The organism is Nocardia arseniciresistens (genome assembly GCF_046764875.1).
GTDB classification, from domain to species: Bacteria; Actinomycetota; Actinomycetes; order Mycobacteriales; family Mycobacteriaceae; genus Nocardia; species Nocardia arseniciresistens.
This window is the reverse complement of sequence record NZ_JBKORD010000034.1, coordinates 1-21,862: the sequence shown is the minus strand read 5'-3', so window position 1 is coordinate 21,862 and position 21,862 is coordinate 1. Positions and strand designations below refer to the sequence as shown.

Below are 21,862 nucleotides of genomic sequence, written 5' to 3'. Positions count from 1 at the left end.
GCCTCAGATCCGTGTAAGGGGAGAACACAATGGCGGATGACATTCAGAGCCAGATGAGGCGCTGGGAGCAGCTCAAACAGCAGGCAGTGGTTGGCGAGTTCAAGATGCAGGAAGGCATCGGCGAGGCTCTTCGCAGTCGTTGCGAAACGTTCCTCACCGAGCTCAAGGACATGAAGGAAAAGGCGAAGGACCTCGACCACCTCGCCGGGTACGGCGGCCTCCCATCGGCCCAGCTACTGCAGGGGAAATTCCAGAACAAAGCAGCCAACGGTGGTTCGCACGACACCAATGACTCCGCCGTCACTCGGCTACAGCAGAACATCGACGTCGTTCAGCTGATGCAGGACACTTACGCCGCCGCCATCGGCCAGCTCAAAGAGACCGATCAGGCGGCAGGTAGTCAGATGAACGCGAACACCGAAGAGGTCAAGTGATGGTCAACCCTTGGGATGTCACCAAGAACGTCATCAATGCCGTGTCCGGCGGTGCTACCGACGTGCCCTTCAAGCTCATCGACGCGCGGATCCAGTCTTCTGACAACAATTCCCGCGACGGCAACTTGAAGGACGACGGCGACAACACCTGGAAAGACGACCGGCAGACCATCAACAATGAATGGAATCTGCTGAACGGGCAGTACAACAAGCCCGCGCCGACGGTGCTCAATGAACACAACAAGGAACCCTTCGCGACCTGGAGCCACGAGCAGATCTGGAAGGCGCTCAACGGCGACGGTAAGACGAAGGGGGTCGAACAGGCTGACATCAACAGCGGCGCGGACGGCTGGCGTCAACTGACCAAGCAAGCCCGGGACGCGGTCGACACGTTCCGCCGAGGCGTCGACCAGGACATCGAATCATTATGGAAAGGCCGCGCCGCCAACAGCGCGATGGAAGCCACCCGCACCTACACCGACGATTTCAAGAAGCTGCACGTGAGCTTCCAGGAAGTCGCCAACGGCATCGACCTCATCCAGGGCTACCTCGATCAGGCGAAGCGTTCGGTGTCCCCGCCGGAGAACGTGTCCGGATTCGATGAGTTCGTCGGTCATATCCCCGGCAATGGAGTCCTGAAGCTCGGTAAGCATCGCGCCAATGAGGCTCAGGCCTCCGCTCAGGAGCGGATGAAGGAATACGCGGCGGGTGCCGATCTCGTCGACGGCAAGACTCCGCTGCTGCCCGAACCTCTCAACGCGGTGTCCAAACCCGACGACAAGCCAAAGCCGTCCGAGAAGCCGACCAGCGAGTGGCCCTCCAGCGGGAAGTCACCAGACGGCAAAACCACGGACGACCCCAAGTCCACCGAGAACCCGACGACCAACGATCCGAACGCCTCGGACGACAACCCGCAGAGCACAAGTCCAGCCAGCACCCCGGCAGCCACCACCCCTACTCCCACCGGCACGCCGACCACCCCGGCAGGCACGCCCAACACCCCCGGGCTCCCGGACAAGTCCAATCTGGAGAATCCGCTCGGGCGCCCCGGCTCACCGGGTGGCATCCCCGGCGGAACGCCTTCCGGTCCCGGCAAAAGCGTCCCCGGCAATCCGGCGAGCCAGCTCAACGGCGCGGGCGGACCCGGCAATCGCGGTAGCAAGGCCGCCGCTGGTCGAGCGGGCGCACCCGGCATGGGCGCGCCGGGCAGCCGTGGCAAGAACGGGGAGGACGACGACGAGCACCATTCGCCGGACTACCTCATCCAGGATCGCACCACCGAACTGCTCGGCGAGCAGCCACGGGTGCTTCCGCCGGGTGGAGTAATCGGCGGATGAGCGCAACCCGTTGGCGGCTGGACGGTCTCGCGTTCACCATCGCCCTGGAGGCGATGGACCGGGATCGTCTGCCGTATCCATTGAGCTACCAACCCGAGTTCATGGAACGCCTGAGCGATTTCGAGCGGCTGCGTCAGCGCCGAGCGCGGGAATTGCAGGCGGTGTTCGACGAGCGCCTCTACAAGGCACTCACCGTCTTGCTGGAACCGCAGGTCCGCATCGAGATCCACGGTTTCTACGGCCCGGATCTTTCCCGGGTTGTGCGGATGCACGCAGGCATCGTGGATCGGATTGCGACTCTTGCCATTCAGCAGCACGGCCCGACTCGCGACCACGGCCTCGATATCGTCGTCGGCGAGTGCCACGCCGACACGCTTGTCACCGATATCGCAGCCAACCTGCCGCAGTCCCGTGGCGGCACCCATCCCGCTTTCTCCGCGCGCCGGTCCGACCTCGACCATCCGATCTACTCGCGTCATCCGACTCCCCTGTCCCCCACCGAGGAAATCAATCAGTTCCTCCGCCGCCCGCACACCAGCACCGGCGAGATCACCGTCTATCCGGGCATCGCCTACGACGCCCGCCCCACCGATGACGGCCACCCGTTCATCTGGCTGGATTACCCCGACGACGGCCGGTATCTGCTCCACAACCACAACCAGAACGACTTCACCATCGCCCCCGGGCCTTCACAGGAGCTCATGCACCACTCCAAGGCCGTATCGACACCGTCCAGCATCGCCGAACGGGAGCCGCCGCCCGATAATCCAACAGCCACAACCACTTCGGCATCACGATCGGGACAGCGCGCGACAAAAGCTCCAGGCGAGTCGCCCCACGTCCCGTCAGCTACGGGTTACCGACCTGCCGCGCGGACTTTGATGGCGTCGCGGGAGATGAGGACGTCGTATTCGCCCGGGGTGGCGATGACGGCGTTGCCGTAGGCGGAACGAACGAAGGGTTCTGTCCACCAACGGCCTTTGCTCATGTCGGCGAAGAAGTCCTGGTCGTCGCCGTTGACGAAGAACTGGTTCTGGCTGGTCGCGATGCCGTCGAGGCGCTGGCCGTAGAGGCGGGTCACCTTGTAACCGGAATGGAAGCCGAGCGCGTTCACCCACGGCTCCAGTTCGACGATATTGGCCTGCAGCACCATCAGGTCCCCTTCGACCTGATACTTGTCGTGCTTCTCGCCGTGATCGTCGTCCCCGTACAGCGTGAGATCCACTTCGAGCCGATGTTCCTGCCCCGCAACAGGACTCACCACAACGTGGGCCGCCTTGATCTCTCCGCTCAGCCCGAGGTAAGTCTGCATCAAGGTGGCAATCCACAGCAGCACCGCCGCCACGACCAAGAGCCCGAGCCCGGTCGCGCCCCGCCCGAGCAGCACTCGCAATCCCACTCGGCGCACCATCACCAGCGCCGATATCAACAGTGCTATTCCGACGAGGATGAGCAGCATCAGCCCGATCTGCACGATCCCCAGATCTACCGGGAAACTCATGCGGTCGTTATACCCCTTTGCGCCCAACAGATTCGCCCGAACCAACCGACACTCCATGGACACGCCGGGCGCACCCCGAATCGGGCTCGCCGCAAGGCGGATTTCCGATGCGGCGGTCAGGCAGTAGCGCTCACTGTCCAGGGATCGGTGCGCAGCGTCGATACCCGGGTCTCGACGTCGGGTAGGGCGGATCGCACCACCGTTTCGGCTTGTGCGCACCAAGGGAATTCGGTGGCCCAGTGAGCTGCGTCGATGAGGGCGGGGCCGCCCCTGCGCAGGTGTTCGTCGACCGGGTGGTGGCGCAGGTCCGAGGTGACGTAGGCGTCGACACCGAGGCGTGCGGCGGTGTCGAGGTAGGAGTCCCCTGCGCCGCCACAGACAGCGACGGTGTGGATCATCCGGTCCGGGTCGCCGGCGGCGCGGACACCCCAGACGGTCGCGGGTAAGGCGGCGGCGACCCGGGTGGTGAAGGTGCGCAGCGACTCCGGTTCCGGCAGGGTGCCGACGCGGCCGATACCGAGACCGGATGGCACGGCCGCGCGTTCGGTGACGTGGTAGGCGGGGTCCTCGTAAGGGTGCGCGGCGCGCAGTGCCGCGAGGATGGCGGCGCGGGCGGTGGACGGCGCGATCACTTCGATGCGGTCTTCCTCGACCTGCTGCAACTCACCGATCGAACCGACCGCCGGATTCGCCCCTGTCACCGGCCGGAATTGGCCGATCCCCCGCACTCGCGACGCACAGTCCCGGTATGAGTCGTTGCCACCCGCACCGGCCGCGAACAAGGCGGCGAGTACCGCCTCGGTGTGCGGTCGCGGCACCTGTACGACCCAGTTGTCCACGGCGGTTCGCGGTTTCGCGTCCAGTGGGCCGGTGACAGTGAGACCCAGCGCCGCTGCCAGTGCGTCGGAGACTCCAGGATCGGCGGAGTCCGCATTGGTATGCGCACTGAACAGCGCACAGCCGGACCGAATCAGCCGATGCAGCAACGCCCCCTTCGGGGTGTCGGCCGCAACGGTATCCACACCACGCAACAGCAGCGGATGATGCACCACCAAAGCCTGTGCCCGCCAACCAATCGCCTCATCGACAACGTCGGCCGTGGCATCGACCGCGAACAGGACCCTGGTCACCTCATCGGCAGGATCCCCGCACACCAGCCCCACCGAATCCCACGACTCGGCCAGCTTCGGCGGATACGCCGAATCGAGCACCCCGATCACATCCGCCAGCGTGGTCACCATCCGCCTTCCTCCAGTTCGCTCATCTCACAACCGATCCCGTGCCGGATCACGTCGCTTGTCATAGGCTCGCCGCGCGAATTCCGGCGATGAGCCGATCCACCTCAGCGGTACCGCGCACCGCGACTCGCAGGTAGTCGGGGCCGAGTCCGGGGAAGGTGTCTGCGCGGCGTACCGCGATTCCCTTGTCCGAAAGATACTTTCGCAGCAGTTCGCCATCGGCTACGCGCAGCAACAGGAACGGTCCTTCGGCGGGTGTGTGGACATCGACGCCGACTGCCCTCAGCCGTTCGATCATCGACGCTCGTTCGACCGCGATTTCCCGCGCCCGCTCCTGCGCCTGCTCGACCGCGACCGGCTCGGCCGTGGCGCCGATGGCCTCGAGTTGCAGTGTGCCGAGCGGCCAGTGCGGGCGACCGTGGCTCAGACGGGCGAGCAGTTCGGGAGCGCCGAGGAAATAGCCGCAGCGCAGGCCCGCCAACGCCCAGGTCTTGGTGAGGCTGCGGAGTACCAGAACATCGGACGAGGCGGCGTGCGCCAGTGATTCCACTTCTCCCGGCACCGCGTCGGCGAAGGCTTCGTCGACCACGATGATCCGACCTGGCCTGCGCAAGGCGCGGATCGCTTCGGCGGGATGCAGTACCGAGGTCGGATTGGTCGGGTTGCCGAGGACCACCAGGTCCGCGGCGGCGGGCACCGCTGCCGCGGACAGCAGGTAGGGCGGTTCGAGCAGTATCCGGCTGACCGGGACGCCAGCTTCCCGCAACGCCAACTCCGGCTCGGTGAACGAGGGATGGATCACCGCGGCCAGCTCGGGTGCCAGCCGGGGCAACATCGCGAAGCCTTCCGCCGCGCCCGCCAGCAGCAGAACCTCCTCGGGCGCGCGACCGTGCCGCAGCGCCACCGCGGACCGCGCCGCGAGATCCGCCGCGACGCTCGGATACCGCCCGAGCGAATCCAGCCGCGCGGCCAGACGCAGGCGTAGCCAGTCCGGCGGCGCGCTGCCCCGCACATTCACCGCGAAATCGAGCATGCCGGGCCGCGCGTCCACGTCGCCGTGATGGCGCAGTTTCGCGTGGTCGACGCTGTCTTCGGGCACGAGAAAACACCCTACGTGGCGGCTGCCGCGGACCACCGGCCAGAATGGCTGTCGTGGGTGAGCTGCACGTGTCGTTCGTCTGTACCGGAAACATCTGCCGATCGCCGATGGCGGAGAAGATGTTCGCGGGACATCTGTACCGCGCTGGTCTGTCCGACCAGGTGCGGGTCAGCAGCGCGGGCACCGGCGCATGGCACGTCGGTGACGACGCCGATCCGCGCACCACCGCGACGCTGCGCCGCCACGGATACCCGACCGGTCACGTCGCTGCCGTCTTCGGCGACGAGCACCGCGACGCCGACCTGGTGATCGCCCTCGACACCGGCCACGAACGCGAACTCGCCCGCCTTGGCGTGCCCGCCGATCGCCGCCGCCTATTGCGCAGCTTCGACCCCGACGCCGACGGCCCTGACGTCCCCGACCCGTACTACGGCGACGCCGCCGACTTCGAACTCGTCCGCGACCAGATCGAAGCGGCCATCCCGGCCCTGCTGGACTGGGTCCGCGCCACCTTGGAAGCCGCAGGACACGACGCATACCCCGCCACCGACGGACGCTCATGATCCGAAGACTGACGTTCCTCCTGCGCCCGAGCTGGCTGATCCTGGCCGTGCTGGTGGCCGCGTTCGCCTACCTGTGCTTCACGGTGCTCGCGCCGTGGCAGCTCGGCAAGAACACCTCCACGTCGCATCGCAATCAGCTGATCGCCGACTCGGTGGATGCCGCGCCGATCGACATCACCTCTGTTCTCGACAACACCGCCAGTGATTCGCACGACGAGTGGCGCAGGGTCACCGCGACCGGAACCTATCTCCCGGACTCGACGGTGCTGGTCCGGCTACGCCACCTCGACGGCGCTCCCGGCTACGCCGTGCTGTCCACCTTCCGGCTCGACGACGGCAGAGTCCTGCTCGTCGATCGCGGCCTCGTCGCCGCCGTCGACGGAACCCGCCCACCCCCGATCGCCGACCCACCCGCCGGGACCGAGCACATCGAGGCGAGGGTCCGCATGTCCGAGGGCATCACCCCGGGCAAGGACCCGTCGGTCCAAGACGGCTACCGCCAGGTCTACTCGATCGACACCACCCAGGAAGCAGCCGTTCTACAGCAACCATTGACCGCCATCCCCACTGGCGAACGCGGCGGCTACCTCCAACTCGACGACAACCAGCCCGGCGCCTTCACCCCCACCCCCCTGCCCCAACTCGACGCGGGCCCCTACCTCTCCTACGGCCTCCAATGGCTGGCCTTCGGCCTCATGGCTCCCCTCGGCCTCGGCTACCTCGTCTACGCCGAGATCCGCGAACGCCGCAAGGAGAAAGCCCTCAGCACCACCCCTGCCTCCACCACCGAAACCTCCACCACCCAAACACCTTCCACCAAAGAGCAACGACTCGCGGACCGCTACGGCGGCAACCGCTGACCGCACCCCGGTAACCGACGCCGACCGCCGAGCCGCCCCGACATCGCCCGCGGAACAATTCGGCAAGCCGCCCTCGTCCCAGCGCACAACCAGCAGCTGGACACCCACCGGCGTTTACCACCCCTCGAATTCACGAGTGGCACATAGCGGAGTGATCCTGCGTGTCACCGCAACCACTCATCAGCCCCGAACATCTCCGAACCTGCGGCGCTGCGATGTCTGACGGCTGGGCCGTGGGAGCGTCAGCGGGAGGGGCGGAGGAACAACCACAGGGCTGTGCTGACGGCGGCCGCAATTTGGACGGCTTCCGACATACGCACGGCGCGGCGGAGATCCGCTACGGCGGGGGGCGGGCCTTCGCCGAGGATGGGGCGCAGTTCGGTGCCGTAGTGGTATTGAGTTCGGCCGCCGAGGTGGACGCCGAGTGCGCCGGCCATCGATGCCTCGACGACTCCCGCGTTCGGGCTGGGATGTTTGGCGGCGTCGCGACGCCAGGCGCGCAGAACAGCGGAAGGACGGCCGCCGACCAATGGCGACAGTGCGGCGGTGAGCAGGCCGGTGAGGCGGGCGGGCAATAGGTTTGCCAGGTCGTCGGTGCGGGCGGCGGCCCAGCCGAACCGTTCGTAGCGGCTGTTTCGGTAGCCGATCATGGCGTCCAGGGTGTTGATCGCGCGGTAGCCGAGCAGGCCGGGCACTCCGGCGACCGCGCCCCACACCAGCGGCGCGACGGTCGCGTCGGAGGTGTTCTCGGCGATGGATTCCAGTGCGGCGCGGGCTAATCCGTCCGCGTCGAGGACCTCGGGATCACGTCCGCACAGCGAGGGCAGCAACGCACGCGCGGCGCTGAGGTCGCCGGATTCGAGCCGGTCGGCCATCTGCCGACCGGTCCGCGCCAAGCTGCGCCCGCCGAGCACTGTCCAGGTGGCCAGCGCCGTGGCCACCATTCCACCGCGGCGCGCACCGACACCGAACGCGACGACCGCGCCCACCGATAGCGCCTCGTGCAGCATCCCTGCCGACCGCCTGTCGGCATAGGTCAAGGATTCGAGAGCGCTTGCCGCCGAACCGAACCCGGCCACCGGATGCCACCGACGCGGATCACCGAACGCGCGGTCGAGCGCGAAGCCGAGCAGCAGCCCGGCAGCGGTCGAGGTCCCCGTCTGCACCCGGCGAGGGTAGCCGGTACGCGCGCCACATCGACGACCACGTCGGCTGTCCGTCGAACCGCGCCACAAAATCGCGGCTTGCCACTTCTCATACCGCGCCGACTACAGCGCACTCTGCGCAACCCGCGTGTCCGCCCGGCGTGTCGTTGTATGTCACACTCTGCTCCCCTGGATCGTCAACTTGGCGACTCCCTCATAGACTCGCCCCCACCGGGGGCCGCACGACCGAACGGCGAGACCAGTGACCTCTGATCAGCCCCCCGCATCCGAGCCCATCGACCAGGCCGAGCTGGCCAGGCAGTTCGAGGAGCATCGGCCGTATCTGCGTCGGCTCGCCTACAGCAACCTCGGCAGCCTGACCGATGCCGACGATGTTGTGCAGGAAGCGTGGCTGCGGCTACAGCGTCAGCACGACGCCGGAACCGCGGGCGAGATCGATAATCTGCGGGCCTGGCTGACCACAGTTACCGGTCGGCTCGCGCTGGACTACCTCGGCTCCGCACGGGTCCGCCGCGAACAGTACGTCGGTGAATGGCTTCCCGAGCCCGAGGTGACGAGTTGGGACGATCCCTCCGACCGCATCACCCAGGACGAGCGCGTCACCACGGCCCTGCTGGTGGTCCTCGAATCCCTTTCTCCCGCCGAACGCACCGCGTTCGTACTCCAGGACGTGTTCGGCATGACCGGCCCCGAGGTCGCCGAAGTGGTCGGGCGCACGCCGGCGGCCGTACGCCAACTCGCCTCACGGGCCCGCAAACGCATCCAGGACGGGACACCCCGTTTCCCCGCATCGCCGGACGAGCAGGAGAAGGTGGTATCGGCCTTCTCGGTGGCTTGGCGCTCCGGTGACCTCAGCGCGTTGCTCGGTGTGCTGGATTCCGCGGTCAGCCTCACCGCCGATGGCGGCGGCAAGGTGCCCGCGATCCGGCAGCCGGTGCACGGTGCCGAACTGGTGGCGAAGCTGCTGCTCGGCTGGTATCACGCGCCGTCGACGGCGGGTGCGTGGGGCCGCGCGGTCCTGGTCAACGGCGAGCCCGGTCTCGTCGTCTTCGACGGCACCCACACCGGCGTCTTCGCGTTCACCGTCGACGCAGGTCGCATCGTCGCCATCGACGTGGTCCGCAACCCGGACAAGCTGCACGACCTGCCGACCACCGGCGCCCCGGACTGGTACCTCGGCGCGAGCCCCGATGAGGCCGGGCCGACCAGCACCGAATAACCCGCTACGCCAACGGGCGGCTCCCCTCGCCGGGCCGCGGCCCGTTCGCCGGCACACTCCGACGAGCTTTCCTTCTCCGAAGCGCATTCAGCCAGGTGAGCCACCCCGCGAACGGGACGTGGCTACCGGGCGGCGACTGGATTCCCACAGTGGGTCAGCCGACGAGACCGATGGGATTCAATGCCGTGTATCCGTGCGCGGCAGCGACTTCGGACGAGAGCAGCCGTCCGCCATCCGCCGTGAGTCCGCGTGCCAGGTCGAGGTTCGCGGCGCAGGCCTCGCGCCAGCCGTGGTCGGCCACGGCACGCACGTACGGCAGTGTCGCGTTGATGAGGGCGACGGTCGCGGTGTGCGGTACCGCGCCCGGCATATTCGCCACGCAGTAGAACAACGAATTTGCCACGCGGAAAGTGGGATTCGCGTGTGTGGTCGGATGGGAGCCCGCGAAGCACCCACCCTGGTCGATGGCGATATCCACCAGCACCGAGCCGGGGCGCATGCCCTTCACCAGCTCGTCGGAGACCAGTTCCGGCGCACGCGCTCCCGGCACAAGCACTGAACCGACTACCAGATCGGCCGCGAGTACGGCCTGCTCTATCGCGGCCGAGTTCGACGCGAGAGTGGTTACACGCCCGTGGAATCGGGCGTCCAGCTCGCGCAGCCGGGCCAGATTGGTATCGAGCACAGTCACTTTCGCGCCCATCCCGGCGGCGACCTCGGCCGCGTTGGTCCCCGCGACGCCACCACCGAGAACCACCACATCGGCCGGTCGCACCCCCGGCACCCCACCGAGCAGCAGCCCGGCGCCACCGAGCGGCGCCATCAGGTGATAAGCGCCGACCTGACTGCCGAGCTTCCCGGCGACCTCGCTCATCGGCGCGAGCAGTGGCAACGAGCCATCGGCCGCACGCACCGTCTCGAGGGCGATGGCGGTGATCCCCGACCGCAGAATCGCATCGGTGCATTCCCTGGACGCGGCCAGGTGCAGGTACGCGAACAACACCTGTTCCCGCCGCATCCGCGGATACTCCTGGGCGATCGGCTCCTTGACCTTCAACACCAGCTCGGCGTCCCCCCACACCTGGTCGACGGCCACCAACCGCCCCCCGGCCGCGGCATAGTCGGAATCCGCGAACCCCGACCCGGCCCCGGCCCCCGCCTCGACCACCACCTCATGCCCGTGCCGCACCAACTCCGCGGCCGCCGCCGGAGTCAGTGCCACCCGAAACTCCTGTTCCTTGACCTCCCGTGGTACTCCGATCCTCATATCGCCATCGTGGACCACACACCGGCCCGAGGCCGTGACCGCCGCGCGGTCCACCTCGGCCGACCTCCGCGAGTGGCGAACCGCCGAGACCCGCACTCGCCTTTGCCGCAAGCGGGTGCCACTCACCGAGGTCACTCCGCCGCGGCCCGTGTCGTGCCGAACTGCCGCCCTGCCGGAGAATCTCGAGCCGGTCAGGACGGCGGCCGCAGCACAAATCGGGAGCATGCGCGAGTCCAGGACGAACGCACCGCTGGTGCAGCCGCGCGGTGCAGATTCGCGGTTACACCGTGAACGACTCCCCCGGCCGTGGGATGTGGAGTTGCTCGGCGCGGCCGCCGTATGCGAAGACGCGGGTGAGGTGGTCGAGGGTCTCGGTGAAGTGGGCCCACCCCTCGGCATGCACCGGGATGATGGCCGCGTCGCCGAGGTGTTCGGCGGCTTGCAGGGCGGTGCGAGCATTGAGGGTGAGGTCGGTGTCGCCGAAGCGGCCGACGTTCGCGGCGCCCACGTTCAGGATGGCGATGTCGATGCCGCCGATTCGCTGCACGATCTGCTCGACCAGGGCGACCGACGCATTGTCGCCTGAGACATACACCGTCGGCTGTCCGTCGGCCTGCAACACGAAGCCGGTCACGACACCGGTGGCCGGTTCGCAGCCTTCGGGTCCGTGCAGCGCGGGAACCGCCGTCACGCGCGCATCGCCGATCGGCACGGTCTCCCAATTCGCCAGTCCCCGAACACCGTTCAGCCGTCCTGCCGCATCGGGCGTGGACAGCACGGTTTCGACAGTGGTGAGGAACTCACGACCGGAGTTGTCGAGGTTGTCGGCGTGCTGGTCGTGCGAGAGCAACACCACGTCCACCGGTCCGACCCGCTCCTGCGGCACCGCGGGGCCGGTGAGTTTGTGCAGCGGGATCGGCCCCTCGTAGTCACCGGGCGCATCGAAGGTGGGGTCGGTCAGCCAGGTGCGGCCGGCGTATCGGAAGCGCAGAGTTGGGCCACCGACGTGCAGGGCCTCGAGGGTGGTCCGTTCGATCGTTTCGCTCATGAGGTCGATATTTGTGGATACGCGGCGCAGCGACCAGTGGCCCGAGAGTCATCTAACGCTAAGATCAGGCCATGCACTCCGTCGCGGTTCTCGCCTTCGACAACGTCAGCCCATTCCACCTGTCGGTGCCGACCCTGGTGTTCGGGCGCGTCGGCGCGGAGGGTCACGCACCATATCGGGTCGGCGTATGTGCCGAGCGCCCAGGCATTCTGCGCACTCCGGCCGGATTCGACATCGTCGTCGAACACGGACTGGAGACGTTCGAGCATGCCGACACCGTGGTCATCCCCAGCTGGCCGCGCGGCGGCGGGGTATCCGATGACCTGCGTGCGGCACTGCACCACGCGCACACGCGCGGGACCAGGATCGTCGGCTTATGCCTCGGCTCATGGGCGGTCGCCGCGAGCGGCCTTGCCGACGGCCGCGAAGTAACCACGCACTGGTCCGCGGCCGCCGCCCTGGCCAGCGCCTACCCAGCGGTCCAAGTGCACGCCGACCGGCTCTGGTCGGACCTGGGCGACATCGTCACCTCCGCAGGGGTCGCCGCCGCGCTCGACTGCTGCCTGCACCTGGTGCGCCGGGATTTCGGCAGCCGCGAGGCAACCGAACTGGCCAGAACCCTTGTCACCGCACCGCATCGCAGCGGTTCCCAAGCCCAATACATCCCGATAGCGGTACCCGAGGACGCCGACGACGACCCCATCGAACACGCGATGGTCTGGGCGAGAACACATCTCGGTGATCCGATCGATCTGGACGGCTGGGCCGCCGTGGCATTGATGTCACGGCGCACCTTCACCCGTCATTTCCGCGACCGCACCGGCAGCAGCCCGCAACAGTGGCTGCTGCACCAGCGCGCCGACCGCGCCCGGCTACTCCTGGAATCCACCGCCGACACCATGGACCGCATCGCCGCCGAAACCGGTTTCGCCACCGCCGTCAGCCTGCGCCACCACTTCCACCGCATCCTCGGCACCAGCCCAGCCGCCCATCGAGCCATGTTCCAGACCGCCGTCCCGGACATTCAGCAAGCCGGCTCGGGGCGCTGAACAGGCCCCGCGGAGGCATCGCTACGTTTTCCCCATGAGGATTCAGGTGGGCGAGTTTGCGCCGGAGATCGACGACAGTGCGTGGATCGCACCCAATGCGACCGTGATCGGGCGCGCGCAGCTCGCGGCCGAGGTGAGCATTTGGTACAACGCTGTGGTGCGTGCCGACCTCGAGGCGATCAGCATCGGCGCTCGCACCAACATTCAGGACGGTTGCGTATTGCACGCCGATCCCGGCTTCCCACTGACCGTCGGCACGGGGGTTTCGGTGGGGCACAACGCGATTCTGCACGGCTGCACCATCGGTGACGACGTGCTCGTCGGCATGGGCGCGACCGTGCTCAATGGCGCGGTGATCGGCGCGGGCAGTCTGATCGCGGCCAACGCGCTCATTCCCGAGGGTGCGCAGATTCCGCCGGGTTCGTTGGTCGCCGGTGTGCCCGGCAAGGTCCGGCGCGAACTCGGCGCGGCGGAGCAAGATGGCATTCGGCTCAATGGCGCTGTGTACCTTCACAACATGGCCGACCACCGGGCTGCGAAGATCCTGTGAGTCAGCGCACACTGATCAAGCGTCCAACACGAATCGCTGATAACATTTTGCCAGCGTGCCCGGTATCCGGGGATTGCCTGCCGACATCGCCGACGTGCGGTCTGTAACAGCAGAGTCGATCCGCAGAGATAGCGGACGCGGAGCGTGCAGGCAGGAGGTATCACGGTGGCGTACGTACAGACAAGTATGCACCGGCCGAACAGGCGGCTCAGCGTGGCCGACATCGCGGCCCAGCCAGGTGGAATCGAGGCGCTACAGCGCCGCGTTCACGAATTACGCTCCAGCGGAGTCGATTTCGCGGCCAATGCGATCGAACAAGAGATGGCGGCGCTAGACCTACCGCGCCAGTGATCCCCCGGTCACCGCACCATCGTTCCGGCGCGGCGGCGATCATCTTCCGCAGCGGCCTCCCGCTCGGAAACGAAATGCCGAGCCCTCTACCAACTCGCGATACGAACCGATGGGCGGCGGCCGAGCACCCCGCGCGACATCAAGTCCGACAGGAACTTTCACCTGCCAGATTATCCCCGCGACAAAAGCATAAATGCGAACTCCCGTTTGCATCCGCCTCGATTCGGCCCGTGCGACCGATGGCCGTTGACACCGGAATAGACGACAATTCGCGGCGGGCAGATCGGTGCTCGACGCGGACACCGTCAGCGCCGAGCACGATGCAGTGAGATGATTCATACGCATTTCACTCACGTATTCGCGAATCCTCAGCCATCCCGCCGCAACACGGTGAAATAATGAACGCCCATCACCCGCACCGTCGCGGCGCCGCGCACTCTTCGGCGCCCGCGCCGAATCGACTGGAGACCAGATGCCCACCGTCCCTCCCATGCTCCAGCGGATCCTCGACAACCCCGTCAAGGACGGCGAGAAGCTACTGGAGAGCGCGCTATCGGCATTCCTGGACTTCGGTATCAAGCGCACCAGCATGGGCGAGATCGCCCGACGCGCCGGCATCAGTCCGGCAACCCTGTATCGCCGATTCGAGTCGAAGAACGAACTGGTCGAAGCGGTGAGCGTGCGGGAGGCACAGCGCTTCGTCGCCGCGATCGACGAGCGGGTGCGCACCGTCGCGGGTAGCGAGAACCAGCTCGTGGAGATCTTCGCCGCATTCATCAGCGCGATCGCGAGTAATGAACTGCTGCGCAGGTTGCTGCGCACCGAACCCGACCTCATCTTGCCACGACTCACCACGGAGGCCGCGCCGATCATCGCGGTCGGCCGCACCTACTTGGCCGTGAAGCTGCGCGAACTACGGACCGACGACGGCTCCGACGATTTCGACGCCGACCTGGTCGCCGAGATCATGGCCAGACTCGCCCTCTCGCTGGCGTTGACTCCCGACGGGCTCATCCCGCTCGACGATGTCGAAGCCGGACGCGTCTTCGCCCGCCGAATCCTGCTGCCGATGGTCGGGGTCCGCACCACAGCCTGACCGCAGCCCGAACGCCGCGGCCACCCGCTCGTTCAACACGCGCACCGAGTCGGCGTCGGGCACCCGCCCGCCGTCGACGAATTCGGTGACCAACTCGACGATCCCGGCCGAGCGCGCCGGGTCGGGCAGCGGCAGCCGCGACACGTACTGGGTAATCCACCGCCGCCGACCCGAATACAGCCGATTGCCGCATACCGCATCATAGAAGTGCAGGCCGAGCGCCGAATTCGCCACGCCCATCAGCAGATACGCCAGTTGCTCGGCATCCCCCCGAAGACCGATGTCCGCCAATGACATCCAATAGCAATCCCCATTCACCACCGCCCCCGACCGATCCAAGGCGAACCGCGGCCGCTCACTGATATCGGGAAACACCACCTTCGGCACCCGCCACAAATGCGGTCGCTGCGGCACCCAGATCTCGAACCACTCCCGCCCACTCGCCGCCACATACTTCCGCCCGGCCAACGTTTCCCGATGACCACGCAAATATGCTGCGGCACTGGGATATTTGCTCAGATCAACAGGGATGCGACGAGACCTGGTGGTGTCGTACGGATACAGCACACGAATGCCACGACCACCGGGGATCCGCCAAGGCTCGAAATCATGATGAGTAATCAAGTCGAACAACAACTCCGCCTCCGGACACGGCTCCCGCTCCCCCCACCGATCCGATATGAACACCCGATCCGCCGTCGTCTTGATCCCCACCCGAATCCGCGCCACCTCCCCGAATGTCTTCCACGTCCCCGCCCTCACCCGCCCCAGCCAGTCATCTAAGCCCGGCCGCGACATCCGCCAAGCCCATCCGGAACCACCATCGAACTGCCCACCGCCCCAGCCACTCTCGACCAACCCGCCGATACCGAGCGCCCCCGATTCCGAACTCGCGACCTCCGCCGCGCGACGGCCGAGCTCAACCCCCGCTCCGGCGCCCCTGGGTGCATCGACCACGTCCGCGACCATCACGCCGGGCTCGAACGACTCCGCCGCGGCAGCTGCGCGATCGGAGCCGAGTTCGCCGGTCGCCAGTGTGCCCACTTCTACCGCGAAGGTGCGCCCGCCATGCGTGATGAAACCGCCCTGATTCTCGGTCAGCGCCTCGAATAGTCCTGTCCTGCCGATGGTTTCAGACGTAGCGACCTCATAGGCCGACACGTAGCGGCAGGTGTCGCGGTGCGAAGTACGCTTGGCGATCGTGACGGCGGGTAGCACGGCGGCCTCGAACAGCTTGGTGTCACCCAGGTCGTACAGCTCTACCGGAGCCAACTCCGACAGCAGCAATCCCCGAATGTTCGCGCCCGCCTTGGTGGTGAGAAAGCGGTTCGCGCACAGCAATCCGAGCACCCCACCCGGGCACAGCAACCGCGGTGCGATCGCGACGAACGGATGAGTGAGATCAATGCGGCCCCGCAACCCGAACTGCTTGCTGAGCAGCTGCGCTGTCACCCCGCCCAGTTGCTGGGTCCGCACATACGGCGGATTGGTGATAATCGCGTCGAAGCAGCCGTCCGTGATGCCGCCGGAGACCGCGAGGAAGTCGCCGACGTGCCAGTCGACACCGATCCCAGCGTCGCGCGCCCGCTCCCGTGCCACCGCCAACGCCTCGTCGTCCAGGTCATAACCGACCAACTCCACCTGCACCCCCGGCAGCCCGATAGCAGCCTCCCGATGCAGCGCCAGTAGCAATTCGCCATCCCCGCAGGCGGGATCGAGCACCCGCAGCACGCCGGAAACCCCCGATCGAGGGACGTGCTCGAGTAGCCGCTGTGCCAGAAATCGGGCCAACGCGGGCGGCGTGTAGTGCCTGCCGTGCCGTTTACGATCCCGCGCAGCGGCGATCTCGGAACCCATGCCAGGGATTGTGCCCGGTCGGGGCGCGACAGTCCCGGCAACGCGAGGACGCGAGCGGCGGGCACGAAGTCGCGGTTCCGAAACGAGACTTTGAATGTTAGCGTCAGTCTTAAAATGAGACTGAATGAAGCGAGGTCCGAAGCCGTGACGCCGACCAGCAATTCCCCCGACCAGTTCGCCGTACTGTCCCGAATCCTCGACGACCGATGGACCTGTCGGCAGTTTCTCGCGCAACCGGTAGCGCGGGACACGATCGATTCGCTGCTGCGGCTGGCACAGCGGACCCCCTCGTGGTGCAACACCCAGCCATGGCAGGTCGTGGTGACCGCGGGGTCCGGCACCGATCGGTTCCGCAAAGAACTGCTGGCGCACATCGAAAAGTCCGCGCCGGAACCGGATTTCGCATTTCCCGCGCAGTACACCGGCGCCTACCGAGACCGCAGACGCGAGTGCGGTATGCAGCTCTACGACAGTGTCGGAATCACCAAGGGCGACCACGAGAAGACCATGCGCCAAGCGCTGCGCAACTTCGAACTCTTCGACGCACCCCATGTCGCGATCGTCACCTCGGAAGCCGACCTCGGCGTATACGGTGCCATCGACTGCGACCTCTACATCGGCAATTTCCTACTCGGCGCGCAAAGCCTCGGACTGGGTGCCGCTCCGCAAGCCGCGCTCGCGTCCTACGCACCATTCCTGCGCGAGTATTTCGGCATCCAGGACACTCGGCGAGTAGTCGCGGGCATCTCATTCGGGTACCCCGACCTCGACCACCCGATCAATGCCTTCCGCACCGCGCGCGAAGACCCTGAACACGTTGCGATCTGGGCCGACTGAACTACCGCGCCGGACTGTGCGCATCGGCCGAGGTTTCGGCGACCCCGAGCCCCGGCCCCGGCAGCGGAGTCACGTCACGAGCGGTGAGCTCGGTCCCACACACATCGCATTCGAGCTTCGAATGCGCCTCACCGGCGCACTCGCGGTGCCGGTATTCCACCGGCGGACCGTCCGGCGCCATGTAAGCGTCGCCCCAATCCCGGATCGCCATGAGGATCGGGTAGATATCGTGCCCCTTCGGCGTGAGGCGGTACTCCTCATGGGCCCCCGCAGCCGCCTTCTGCTTCACCAGAATCCCGTGCTCGATCAACCGGTCGAGCCGGTCCTGCAACCGACTACGGGAGATGCCGAGTGTGCTCTGGAAGGCATTGAACCTGCGGATGCCCGAGAAGGAATACTTCAGGATCAGCAAGGTCCACCGGTCGCCGAAGATCACGAGCGGGCGCGTGATCGAGCACGGGACCTCAGCAAGTTCCTCGTAACGCACCCCTCGATGCTACTGCGCTGTCAACGCCAGGACTCACTGGCGAGCATCGGCGGTGTCCAGGTCGAGGGAGTAGTCGGCCATCGGGTCGGCATCCTCCAGCGGCGGCGCTTGCTCGCCGTCGAGCACCTTGCGCATCCGCTCCGCATCCAGTTGCCCCTCCCACTTCGCGACAACGAACGTGGCAACACAGTTGCCGAGCAGGTTCACCGTCACGCGCATCGAATCCATCAGCCGGTCCGCACCGAGCAGCAGCGCGACGGCCGCCACCGGAATCGCGCCATGCCCGATCGCGCTGATGGTGGCCGACAGCGCGAGGAACGACGACCCCGGCACACCCGCCATGCCCTTGGACGTCAGCATCAGCACCCCGACCGCGGTGATCTGCTCCCCCAGACTCAGATCCACCCCGAGCGCCTGAGCAAGAAACAGCACGCAGATGGACAGATATAGCGTCGCCCCATCGAGATTGAACGAATATCCGGTCGGCACAACCAATCCGGTGGTCGCTCGGGAGCACCCCGCTTCCGTCAGCTTGACCATGATCCGCGGCAGCACGACCTCGGTCGACGCGGTACCGAGCGCCAGAAACAGCTCATCCTTGATGTACTTGACGAGCTTCCACAGATTCACCCCCGCGAACACCCGCACCACCACCGCGAGCACAAGCAGAAACAGCAGCGCCGCAAGGTAACAGCAGGCAATCAGCTTGCCGTAACTGCCGAGCGCGGACAGCCCATATTGGCCCACGATGTAGGCCATTGCCCCGAACGCGCCGATCGGCGCCAATTTCATGATCCAGCCGATGATCGTGAAGAAGATTCGCCCGATGTGATCGACGGCCTCGAGTATGACGGGCGGCCCATGCTCGCCGAACTTCGCGAGCGCCAACCCGAACAGCACCGCGAAGAACAACACCTGCAACAGCGCGTTCTCGGCGAACGCCGAAATCACCGACGTCGGAATGATATTCAGCAGAAAGTCGACGGTGTGCGGAAGTTCTCCGTTATTGGTCTTCTGCGCGATCTTGTCCGCCCCCGAGGCCAGCGTCTGCGCATCGACGTCGAATCCCGCACCCGGCTTCACCAGATTGCCGACCGCCAAACCGAATAGCAACGCGAAGGTGGTGATGACCTCGAAGTAGATCAGCGCCTTCACCCCGATGCGCCCCACTGCCTTCATGTCGCCGACATGCGCGATGCCGAGCACCACGGTGCAGAAGATGATCGGTGCGATCACCATCTTGATCAGCTTGATGAACCCGTCGGCCAGCGGTTTGAGATCCGCGCCGAAGTCCGGCCACAACTTGCCGACCACGATGCCCGCCACGATCGCCGCCAGCAGCTGCATGAATAACGAGCGGTACCACGGCGGTTTGCGCACCGACTCCGTCGAGTCGGCGACAGGCTCGATCGTCACGTTCATGGCGGCAACCTACGAACGCTTCGTATCGAGGGTGTTTCGCCGATATTGCTACGCCGAAACCGATCGATATATGACTATCTCGCCTGGTCGTGCGCATCGAACAATACGTACGAAAGTGGGCCACGAGAAGAATCCCATGGCCCACTTTCGGTGCTCGGTCCCGCCTACAGCGGAATGTTCTTGTGGTGGCTCTTAAGAGCCGGCACCGACGCCAACGCGGCGGCGATGATGCTGCGCGTCTTCGCCGGGTCGATGACCTGGTCGACGACGCCGATCGCGATGGCGCGCTCGACGCCGCCCGCGATCTGCTCATGCTCCGCGGTTAGGCGATCGTGCAGTGCCTCGCGCTCTTCCTCGGGGGCTGCCGCGAGGGCCTTCTTGTGCAGGATGCCGACGGCGGCCTTGGCTCCCATCACGGCAACCTCGGAACCGGGCCATGCGTACACCGCGGTCGCGCCGAGCGAACGGGCGTTCATCGCGATGTAGGCGCCACCGTAGATCTTCCTGGTGACCAGCGTGACGCGCGGCACCCTGGCTTCGGCGAACGCGTGCAGCAGCTTCGCGCCACGGCGCACGACGCCTTCCCACTCCATGCTGACCCCGGGCAGGTAGCCGGGGACGTCGGTGACGACGACAAGCGGGATGCCGAAGGCGTCGCACAGCCGCACGAAACGCGCGGCCTTCTCGGCGCTTTCGGAGTTCAGGCAGCCGCCGAGCCGGATCGGGTTGTTCGCGAGCACGCCGACCGTACGACCGGCGAGCCTGCCGAGACCGGTGACGATGCTGCGGGCGTAACCACCCTGTAGCTCCTCGAACGACGACTCACCGTCGACGTTGTCGAGCAGCTCGTTGATGATCGGCTTGACGTCATAGGCGCGCTTAGCCGATTCCGGCATCATCGCCTTCAGGTCGACATCGCCGTATTCGGCGGCGACCAAGTCGAATTCGCCCTGCTCGGCGAACATCGACACCAGCCGACGGCCACGATGCAGCGCATCGGCCTCGTCGTTGGCGACGATGTGGGTCACGCCGGACTTCTTGCCGTGGGTCTCCGGGCCACCGAGGGTCACCATGTCGACCTGCTCACCGGTGACGCTGCGGACCACGTCGGGGCCGGTCACGAAGATCCGTCCCTCGGGCGCCATGATCACGATGTCGGTCAGCGCGGGGCCGTAAGCGGCGCCACCGGCGGCGAAGCCGAGGACTACCGAGATCTGCGGGACGAGGCCGGAAGCCCGGACCATGGCCTCGAAGACCAGGCCGACGGCGTGCAGTGCCTCGACACCCTCGGCAAGGCGGGCGCCGCCGGAGTGCCAGATGCCGACGATAGGAATGGCGGAGTCGATGGCAGTGTCGATGGCATCGACGATGTGCTTGCAGCCTTCCACGCCCATCGCGCCACCCATGACGGTCGCGTCGGAGCAGTAGGCGACGGTGCGCACGCCGTCGACCTCGCCGATAGCGGCGAGCACACCTGACTTGTCCCGTGGGTGCAGCGGCAAGACGGTACCGGGGTCGAAGAAACGCTGCAACCGACCCAACGGGTCACGCGGATCGGTGGCTGTTTCGGGCTGAAACGCGGGGGCAATGATCGTCATCGCGTTTACTCCTCACCTCTGCGAAGTGCGCCGCTGCCGCGGCTGCGTATGTCGAACCACGGTGGGGCCGACCAAATTGAGTTGGCCGACCCCACCGGGATCGTTGTGCAGTCGATGCGGGCGGCTATGCCCGACCGAAGGCGAGCGCGACGTTGTGCCCACCGAAACCGAACGAGTTATTGATCGCGTACTCGATCTCCTGGCGGCGAGCCTCGCCGTGCACCACGTCCAGATCGATCTCCGGATCGAGGTTGTCCAGGTTCAGCGTCGGCGGGACAATCCCGTCCCGAATGCTGAGCACGGTGAGGATCGACTCGAGAGCGCCGACAGCGCCGATCGAGTGACCCAAGGCCGACTTCGGCGCGTACACCGAAGCATGGTTACCCACAGCCAGATTGATCGCCCGCGCCTCGGCGGTATCGCCGATCGGAGTGGCGGTGGCATGCGCGTTGACATGCGCGATGTCCTTCTTCGTCAAACCCGCGGTCTGCATCGCCCGAGTCATCGCCCGCGCCGCACCATTACCGTCCGGAGCAGGCGCGACCAGGTGATAACCATCAGAGGTGATACCCGCACCCAGCAACCGGGCATGAATGGTCGCCCCACGTGCCTTGGCGTGCTCCTCGGTCTCCACGACCATCAGGGCACCGGCTTCACCGAAGACGAACCCGTCACGATCCTTGTCGAAGGGACGCGAGGCACCCTTCGGATCATCGTTACGGGTACTCATCGCACGCATCATCGTGAACGCCGCGATCGGCACCGCGTCGATGTAGCCCTCGACGCCACCGGTGACGACGATATCGGCGTCACCCATGACGATCATGCGCCACGCGTTGGCGATCGCCTCGGAACCGGACGAGCACGCCGAGACCGGAGTGAC

The 21,862-nt window shown here is 66.4% G+C and carries 21 protein-coding genes and 1 pseudogene; 11 read left to right on the top strand and 11 right to left on the bottom strand.

Features of this window, described 5'->3' with window-relative positions; translation table 11 throughout:
* Positions 1-29 precede the first annotated feature (29 nt).
* From ACLMAJ_RS37595 to ACLMAJ_RS37585, 3 genes are read left to right on the top strand one after another with little or no spacing between them, the layout of a single operon-like run.
* On the top strand, positions 30-434 hold the full coding sequence (locus ACLMAJ_RS37595) for a hypothetical protein (protein ID WP_412018683.1): 405 nt from the start codon (positions 30-32) through the stop codon (positions 432-434).
* Entirely contained in the window at positions 434-1,771 is a 1,338-nt protein-coding gene (locus ACLMAJ_RS37590) for a hypothetical protein (RefSeq protein ID WP_412018682.1), read from the top strand. The genes ACLMAJ_RS37595 and ACLMAJ_RS37590 overlap by 1 nt, the downstream gene beginning before the upstream one ends.
* Positions 1,768-2,715: an ESX secretion-associated protein EspG gene (locus tag ACLMAJ_RS37585; RefSeq protein WP_412018681.1), complete on the top strand. Its 948-nt coding sequence runs from the start codon at positions 1,768-1,770 to the stop codon at positions 2,713-2,715. The genes ACLMAJ_RS37590 and ACLMAJ_RS37585 overlap by 4 nt, the downstream gene beginning before the upstream one ends.
* Here the strand turns inward: ACLMAJ_RS37585 and ACLMAJ_RS37580 are convergent.
* The 3 genes from ACLMAJ_RS37580 to cobC form a co-directional block, all read right to left on the bottom strand.
* The gene (locus tag ACLMAJ_RS37580) at positions 2,628-3,272 is read right to left on the bottom strand and encodes a hypothetical protein (RefSeq protein WP_412018680.1); all 645 of its coding nucleotides are present in this window, start codon (positions 3,270-3,272) and stop codon (positions 2,628-2,630) included. The two genes, ACLMAJ_RS37585 and ACLMAJ_RS37580, sit on opposite strands and share 88 nt — an antisense overlap.
* A gap of 116 nt (positions 3,273-3,388) precedes the next feature.
* A complete protein-coding gene (locus ACLMAJ_RS37575; protein ID WP_412018679.1) occupies positions 3,389-4,513 on the bottom strand; it encodes a Nif3-like dinuclear metal center hexameric protein in 1,125 nt (374 codons plus the stop codon).
* A 58-nt stretch (positions 4,514-4,571) separates the two neighbouring features.
* Complete coding sequence (gene cobC, locus ACLMAJ_RS37570) at positions 4,572-5,609, bottom strand: Rv2231c family histidinol phosphate aminotransferase CobC (protein ID WP_412018678.1); 1,038 nt, start codon at positions 5,607-5,609, stop codon at positions 4,572-4,574.
* 44 nt (positions 5,610-5,653) lie between these two features.
* Between cobC and ACLMAJ_RS37565 the strand changes: the two genes are divergently transcribed.
* Both ACLMAJ_RS37565 and ACLMAJ_RS37560 read left to right on the top strand, forming a co-directional pair.
* A complete protein-coding gene (locus ACLMAJ_RS37565) occupies positions 5,654-6,172 on the top strand; it encodes a low molecular weight protein-tyrosine-phosphatase (protein WP_412018677.1) in 519 nt (172 codons plus the stop codon).
* On the top strand, positions 6,172-7,032 hold the full coding sequence (locus ACLMAJ_RS37560; protein ID WP_412018699.1) for an SURF1 family cytochrome oxidase biogenesis protein: 861 nt from the start codon (positions 6,172-6,174) through the stop codon (positions 7,030-7,032). Before ACLMAJ_RS37565 ends, ACLMAJ_RS37560 begins: the two co-directional genes overlap by 1 nt.
* A gap of 242 nt (positions 7,033-7,274) precedes the next feature.
* Here the strand turns inward: ACLMAJ_RS37560 and ACLMAJ_RS37555 are convergent, their stop codons facing one another.
* Complete coding sequence (locus tag ACLMAJ_RS37555) at positions 7,275-8,198, bottom strand: cobalamin biosynthesis protein (protein ID WP_412018676.1); 924 nt, start codon at positions 8,196-8,198, stop codon at positions 7,275-7,277.
* Between the two features lie 241 nt (positions 8,199-8,439).
* On the opposite strand from ACLMAJ_RS37555, the gene sigJ reads away from it, so the two are divergent.
* Positions 8,440-9,417 carry an RNA polymerase sigma factor SigJ gene (sigJ, locus tag ACLMAJ_RS37550; protein WP_412018675.1) on the top strand — a complete coding sequence of 326 codons (978 nt, stop codon included), beginning with the start codon at positions 8,440-8,442 and terminating at the stop codon, positions 9,415-9,417.
* 154 nt (positions 9,418-9,571) lie between these two features.
* Here sigJ and ald read toward each other — a convergent pair whose 3' ends face one another.
* Positions 9,572-10,684: an alanine dehydrogenase gene (ald, locus tag ACLMAJ_RS37545; RefSeq protein ID WP_412018674.1), complete on the bottom strand. Its 1,113-nt coding sequence runs from the start codon at positions 10,682-10,684 to the stop codon at positions 9,572-9,574.
* A 280-nt stretch (positions 10,685-10,964) separates the two neighbouring features.
* Positions 10,965-11,732, bottom strand: coding sequence for an MBL fold metallo-hydrolase (locus tag ACLMAJ_RS37540; protein WP_412018673.1), 768 nt, complete (start codon positions 11,730-11,732; stop codon positions 10,965-10,967).
* A 71-nt stretch (positions 11,733-11,803) separates the two neighbouring features.
* On the opposite strand from ACLMAJ_RS37540, the gene ACLMAJ_RS37535 reads away from it, so the two are divergent.
* The 4 genes and pseudogenes from ACLMAJ_RS37535 to ACLMAJ_RS37520 form a co-directional block, all read left to right on the top strand.
* On the top strand, positions 11,804-12,781 hold the full coding sequence (locus ACLMAJ_RS37535) for a GlxA family transcriptional regulator (RefSeq protein WP_412018672.1): 978 nt from the start codon (positions 11,804-11,806) through the stop codon (positions 12,779-12,781).
* A gap of 34 nt (positions 12,782-12,815) precedes the next feature.
* Positions 12,816-13,331 carry a gamma carbonic anhydrase family protein gene (locus tag ACLMAJ_RS37530; RefSeq protein WP_412018671.1) on the top strand — a complete coding sequence of 172 codons (516 nt, stop codon included), beginning with the start codon at positions 12,816-12,818 and terminating at the stop codon, positions 13,329-13,331.
* A 165-nt stretch (positions 13,332-13,496) separates the two neighbouring features.
* Positions 13,497-13,682: a hypothetical protein gene (locus tag ACLMAJ_RS37525; protein ID WP_412018670.1), complete on the top strand. Its 186-nt coding sequence runs from the start codon at positions 13,497-13,499 to the stop codon at positions 13,680-13,682.
* A gap of 472 nt (positions 13,683-14,154) precedes the next feature.
* Positions 14,155-14,628: pseudogene (locus ACLMAJ_RS37520) on the top strand (TetR/AcrR family transcriptional regulator); the annotation flags it as partial.
* Here ACLMAJ_RS37520 and ACLMAJ_RS37515 read toward each other — a convergent pair.
* On the bottom strand, positions 14,596-16,635 hold the full coding sequence (locus tag ACLMAJ_RS37515; RefSeq protein WP_412018669.1) for an N-6 DNA methylase family protein: 2,040 nt from the start codon (positions 16,633-16,635) through the stop codon (positions 14,596-14,598). The pseudogene ACLMAJ_RS37520 and the gene ACLMAJ_RS37515 sit on opposite strands and share 33 nt — an antisense overlap.
* 114 nt (positions 16,636-16,749) lie before the next feature.
* Between ACLMAJ_RS37515 and ACLMAJ_RS37510 the strand changes: the two genes are divergently transcribed.
* Entirely contained in the window at positions 16,750-17,472 is a 723-nt protein-coding gene (locus ACLMAJ_RS37510; protein WP_412018668.1) for a nitroreductase, read from the top strand.
* A gap of 1 nt (position 17,473) precedes the next feature.
* Here ACLMAJ_RS37510 and ACLMAJ_RS37505 read toward each other — a convergent pair whose 3' ends face one another.
* From ACLMAJ_RS37505 to ACLMAJ_RS37490, 4 genes are all read right to left on the bottom strand, one after another.
* Positions 17,474-17,959: a winged helix-turn-helix transcriptional regulator gene (locus ACLMAJ_RS37505; protein WP_412018667.1), complete on the bottom strand. Its 486-nt coding sequence runs from the start codon at positions 17,957-17,959 to the stop codon at positions 17,474-17,476.
* Between the two features lie 33 nt (positions 17,960-17,992).
* Positions 17,993-19,381: a C4-dicarboxylate transporter DctA gene (dctA, locus tag ACLMAJ_RS37500; protein WP_412018666.1), complete on the bottom strand. Its 1,389-nt coding sequence runs from the start codon at positions 19,379-19,381 to the stop codon at positions 17,993-17,995.
* 164 nt (positions 19,382-19,545) lie between these two features.
* Positions 19,546-20,979, bottom strand: coding sequence for an acyl-CoA carboxylase subunit beta (locus ACLMAJ_RS37495; RefSeq protein WP_412018665.1), 1,434 nt, complete (start codon positions 20,977-20,979; stop codon positions 19,546-19,548).
* A gap of 124 nt (positions 20,980-21,103) precedes the next feature.
* On the bottom strand, positions 21,104-21,862 hold a 759-nt coding region (locus ACLMAJ_RS37490), incomplete at its 5' end, for a beta-ketoacyl synthase N-terminal-like domain-containing protein (RefSeq protein ID WP_412018664.1).

What these genes read in the sequence shown, in the direction of transcription:
- ACLMAJ_RS37595 (WP_412018683.1), top strand. Translation starts at nt 30, where the DNA reads ATGGCGGATGACATTCAGAGCCAGATGAGGCGCTGGGAGCAGCTCAAA.
- ACLMAJ_RS37590 (WP_412018682.1), top strand. Translation starts at nt 434, where the DNA reads ATGGTCAACCCTTGGGATGTCACCAAGAACGTCATCAATGCCGTGTCC.
- ACLMAJ_RS37585 (WP_412018681.1), top strand. Translation starts at nt 1,768, where the DNA reads ATGAGCGCAACCCGTTGGCGGCTGGACGGTCTCGCGTTCACCATCGCC.
- ACLMAJ_RS37580 (WP_412018680.1), bottom strand. Translation starts at nt 3,272, where the DNA reads ATGAGTTTCCCGGTAGATCTGGGGATCGTGCAGATCGGGCTGATGCTG.
- ACLMAJ_RS37575 (WP_412018679.1), bottom strand. Translation starts at nt 4,513, where the DNA reads ATGGTGACCACGCTGGCGGATGTGATCGGGGTGCTCGATTCGGCGTAT.
- ACLMAJ_RS37565 (WP_412018677.1), top strand. Translation starts at nt 5,654, where the DNA reads ATGGCTGTCGTGGGTGAGCTGCACGTGTCGTTCGTCTGTACCGGAAAC.
- ald (WP_412018674.1), bottom strand. Translation starts at nt 10,684, where the DNA reads ATGAGGATCGGAGTACCACGGGAGGTCAAGGAACAGGAGTTTCGGGTG.
- ACLMAJ_RS37540 (WP_412018673.1), bottom strand. Translation starts at nt 11,732, where the DNA reads ATGAGCGAAACGATCGAACGGACCACCCTCGAGGCCCTGCACGTCGGT.
- ACLMAJ_RS37535 (WP_412018672.1), top strand. Translation starts at nt 11,804, where the DNA reads ATGCACTCCGTCGCGGTTCTCGCCTTCGACAACGTCAGCCCATTCCAC.
- ACLMAJ_RS37530 (WP_412018671.1), top strand. Translation starts at nt 12,816, where the DNA reads ATGAGGATTCAGGTGGGCGAGTTTGCGCCGGAGATCGACGACAGTGCG.
- ACLMAJ_RS37515 (WP_412018669.1), bottom strand. Translation starts at nt 16,635, where the DNA reads ATGGGTTCCGAGATCGCCGCTGCGCGGGATCGTAAACGGCACGGCAGG.
- ACLMAJ_RS37510 (WP_412018668.1), top strand. Translation starts at nt 16,750, where the DNA reads ATGAGACTGAATGAAGCGAGGTCCGAAGCCGTGACGCCGACCAGCAAT.
- dctA (WP_412018666.1), bottom strand. Translation starts at nt 19,381, where the DNA reads ATGAACGTGACGATCGAGCCTGTCGCCGACTCGACGGAGTCGGTGCGC.
- ACLMAJ_RS37495 (WP_412018665.1), bottom strand. Translation starts at nt 20,979, where the DNA reads ATGACGATCATTGCCCCCGCGTTTCAGCCCGAAACAGCCACCGATCCG.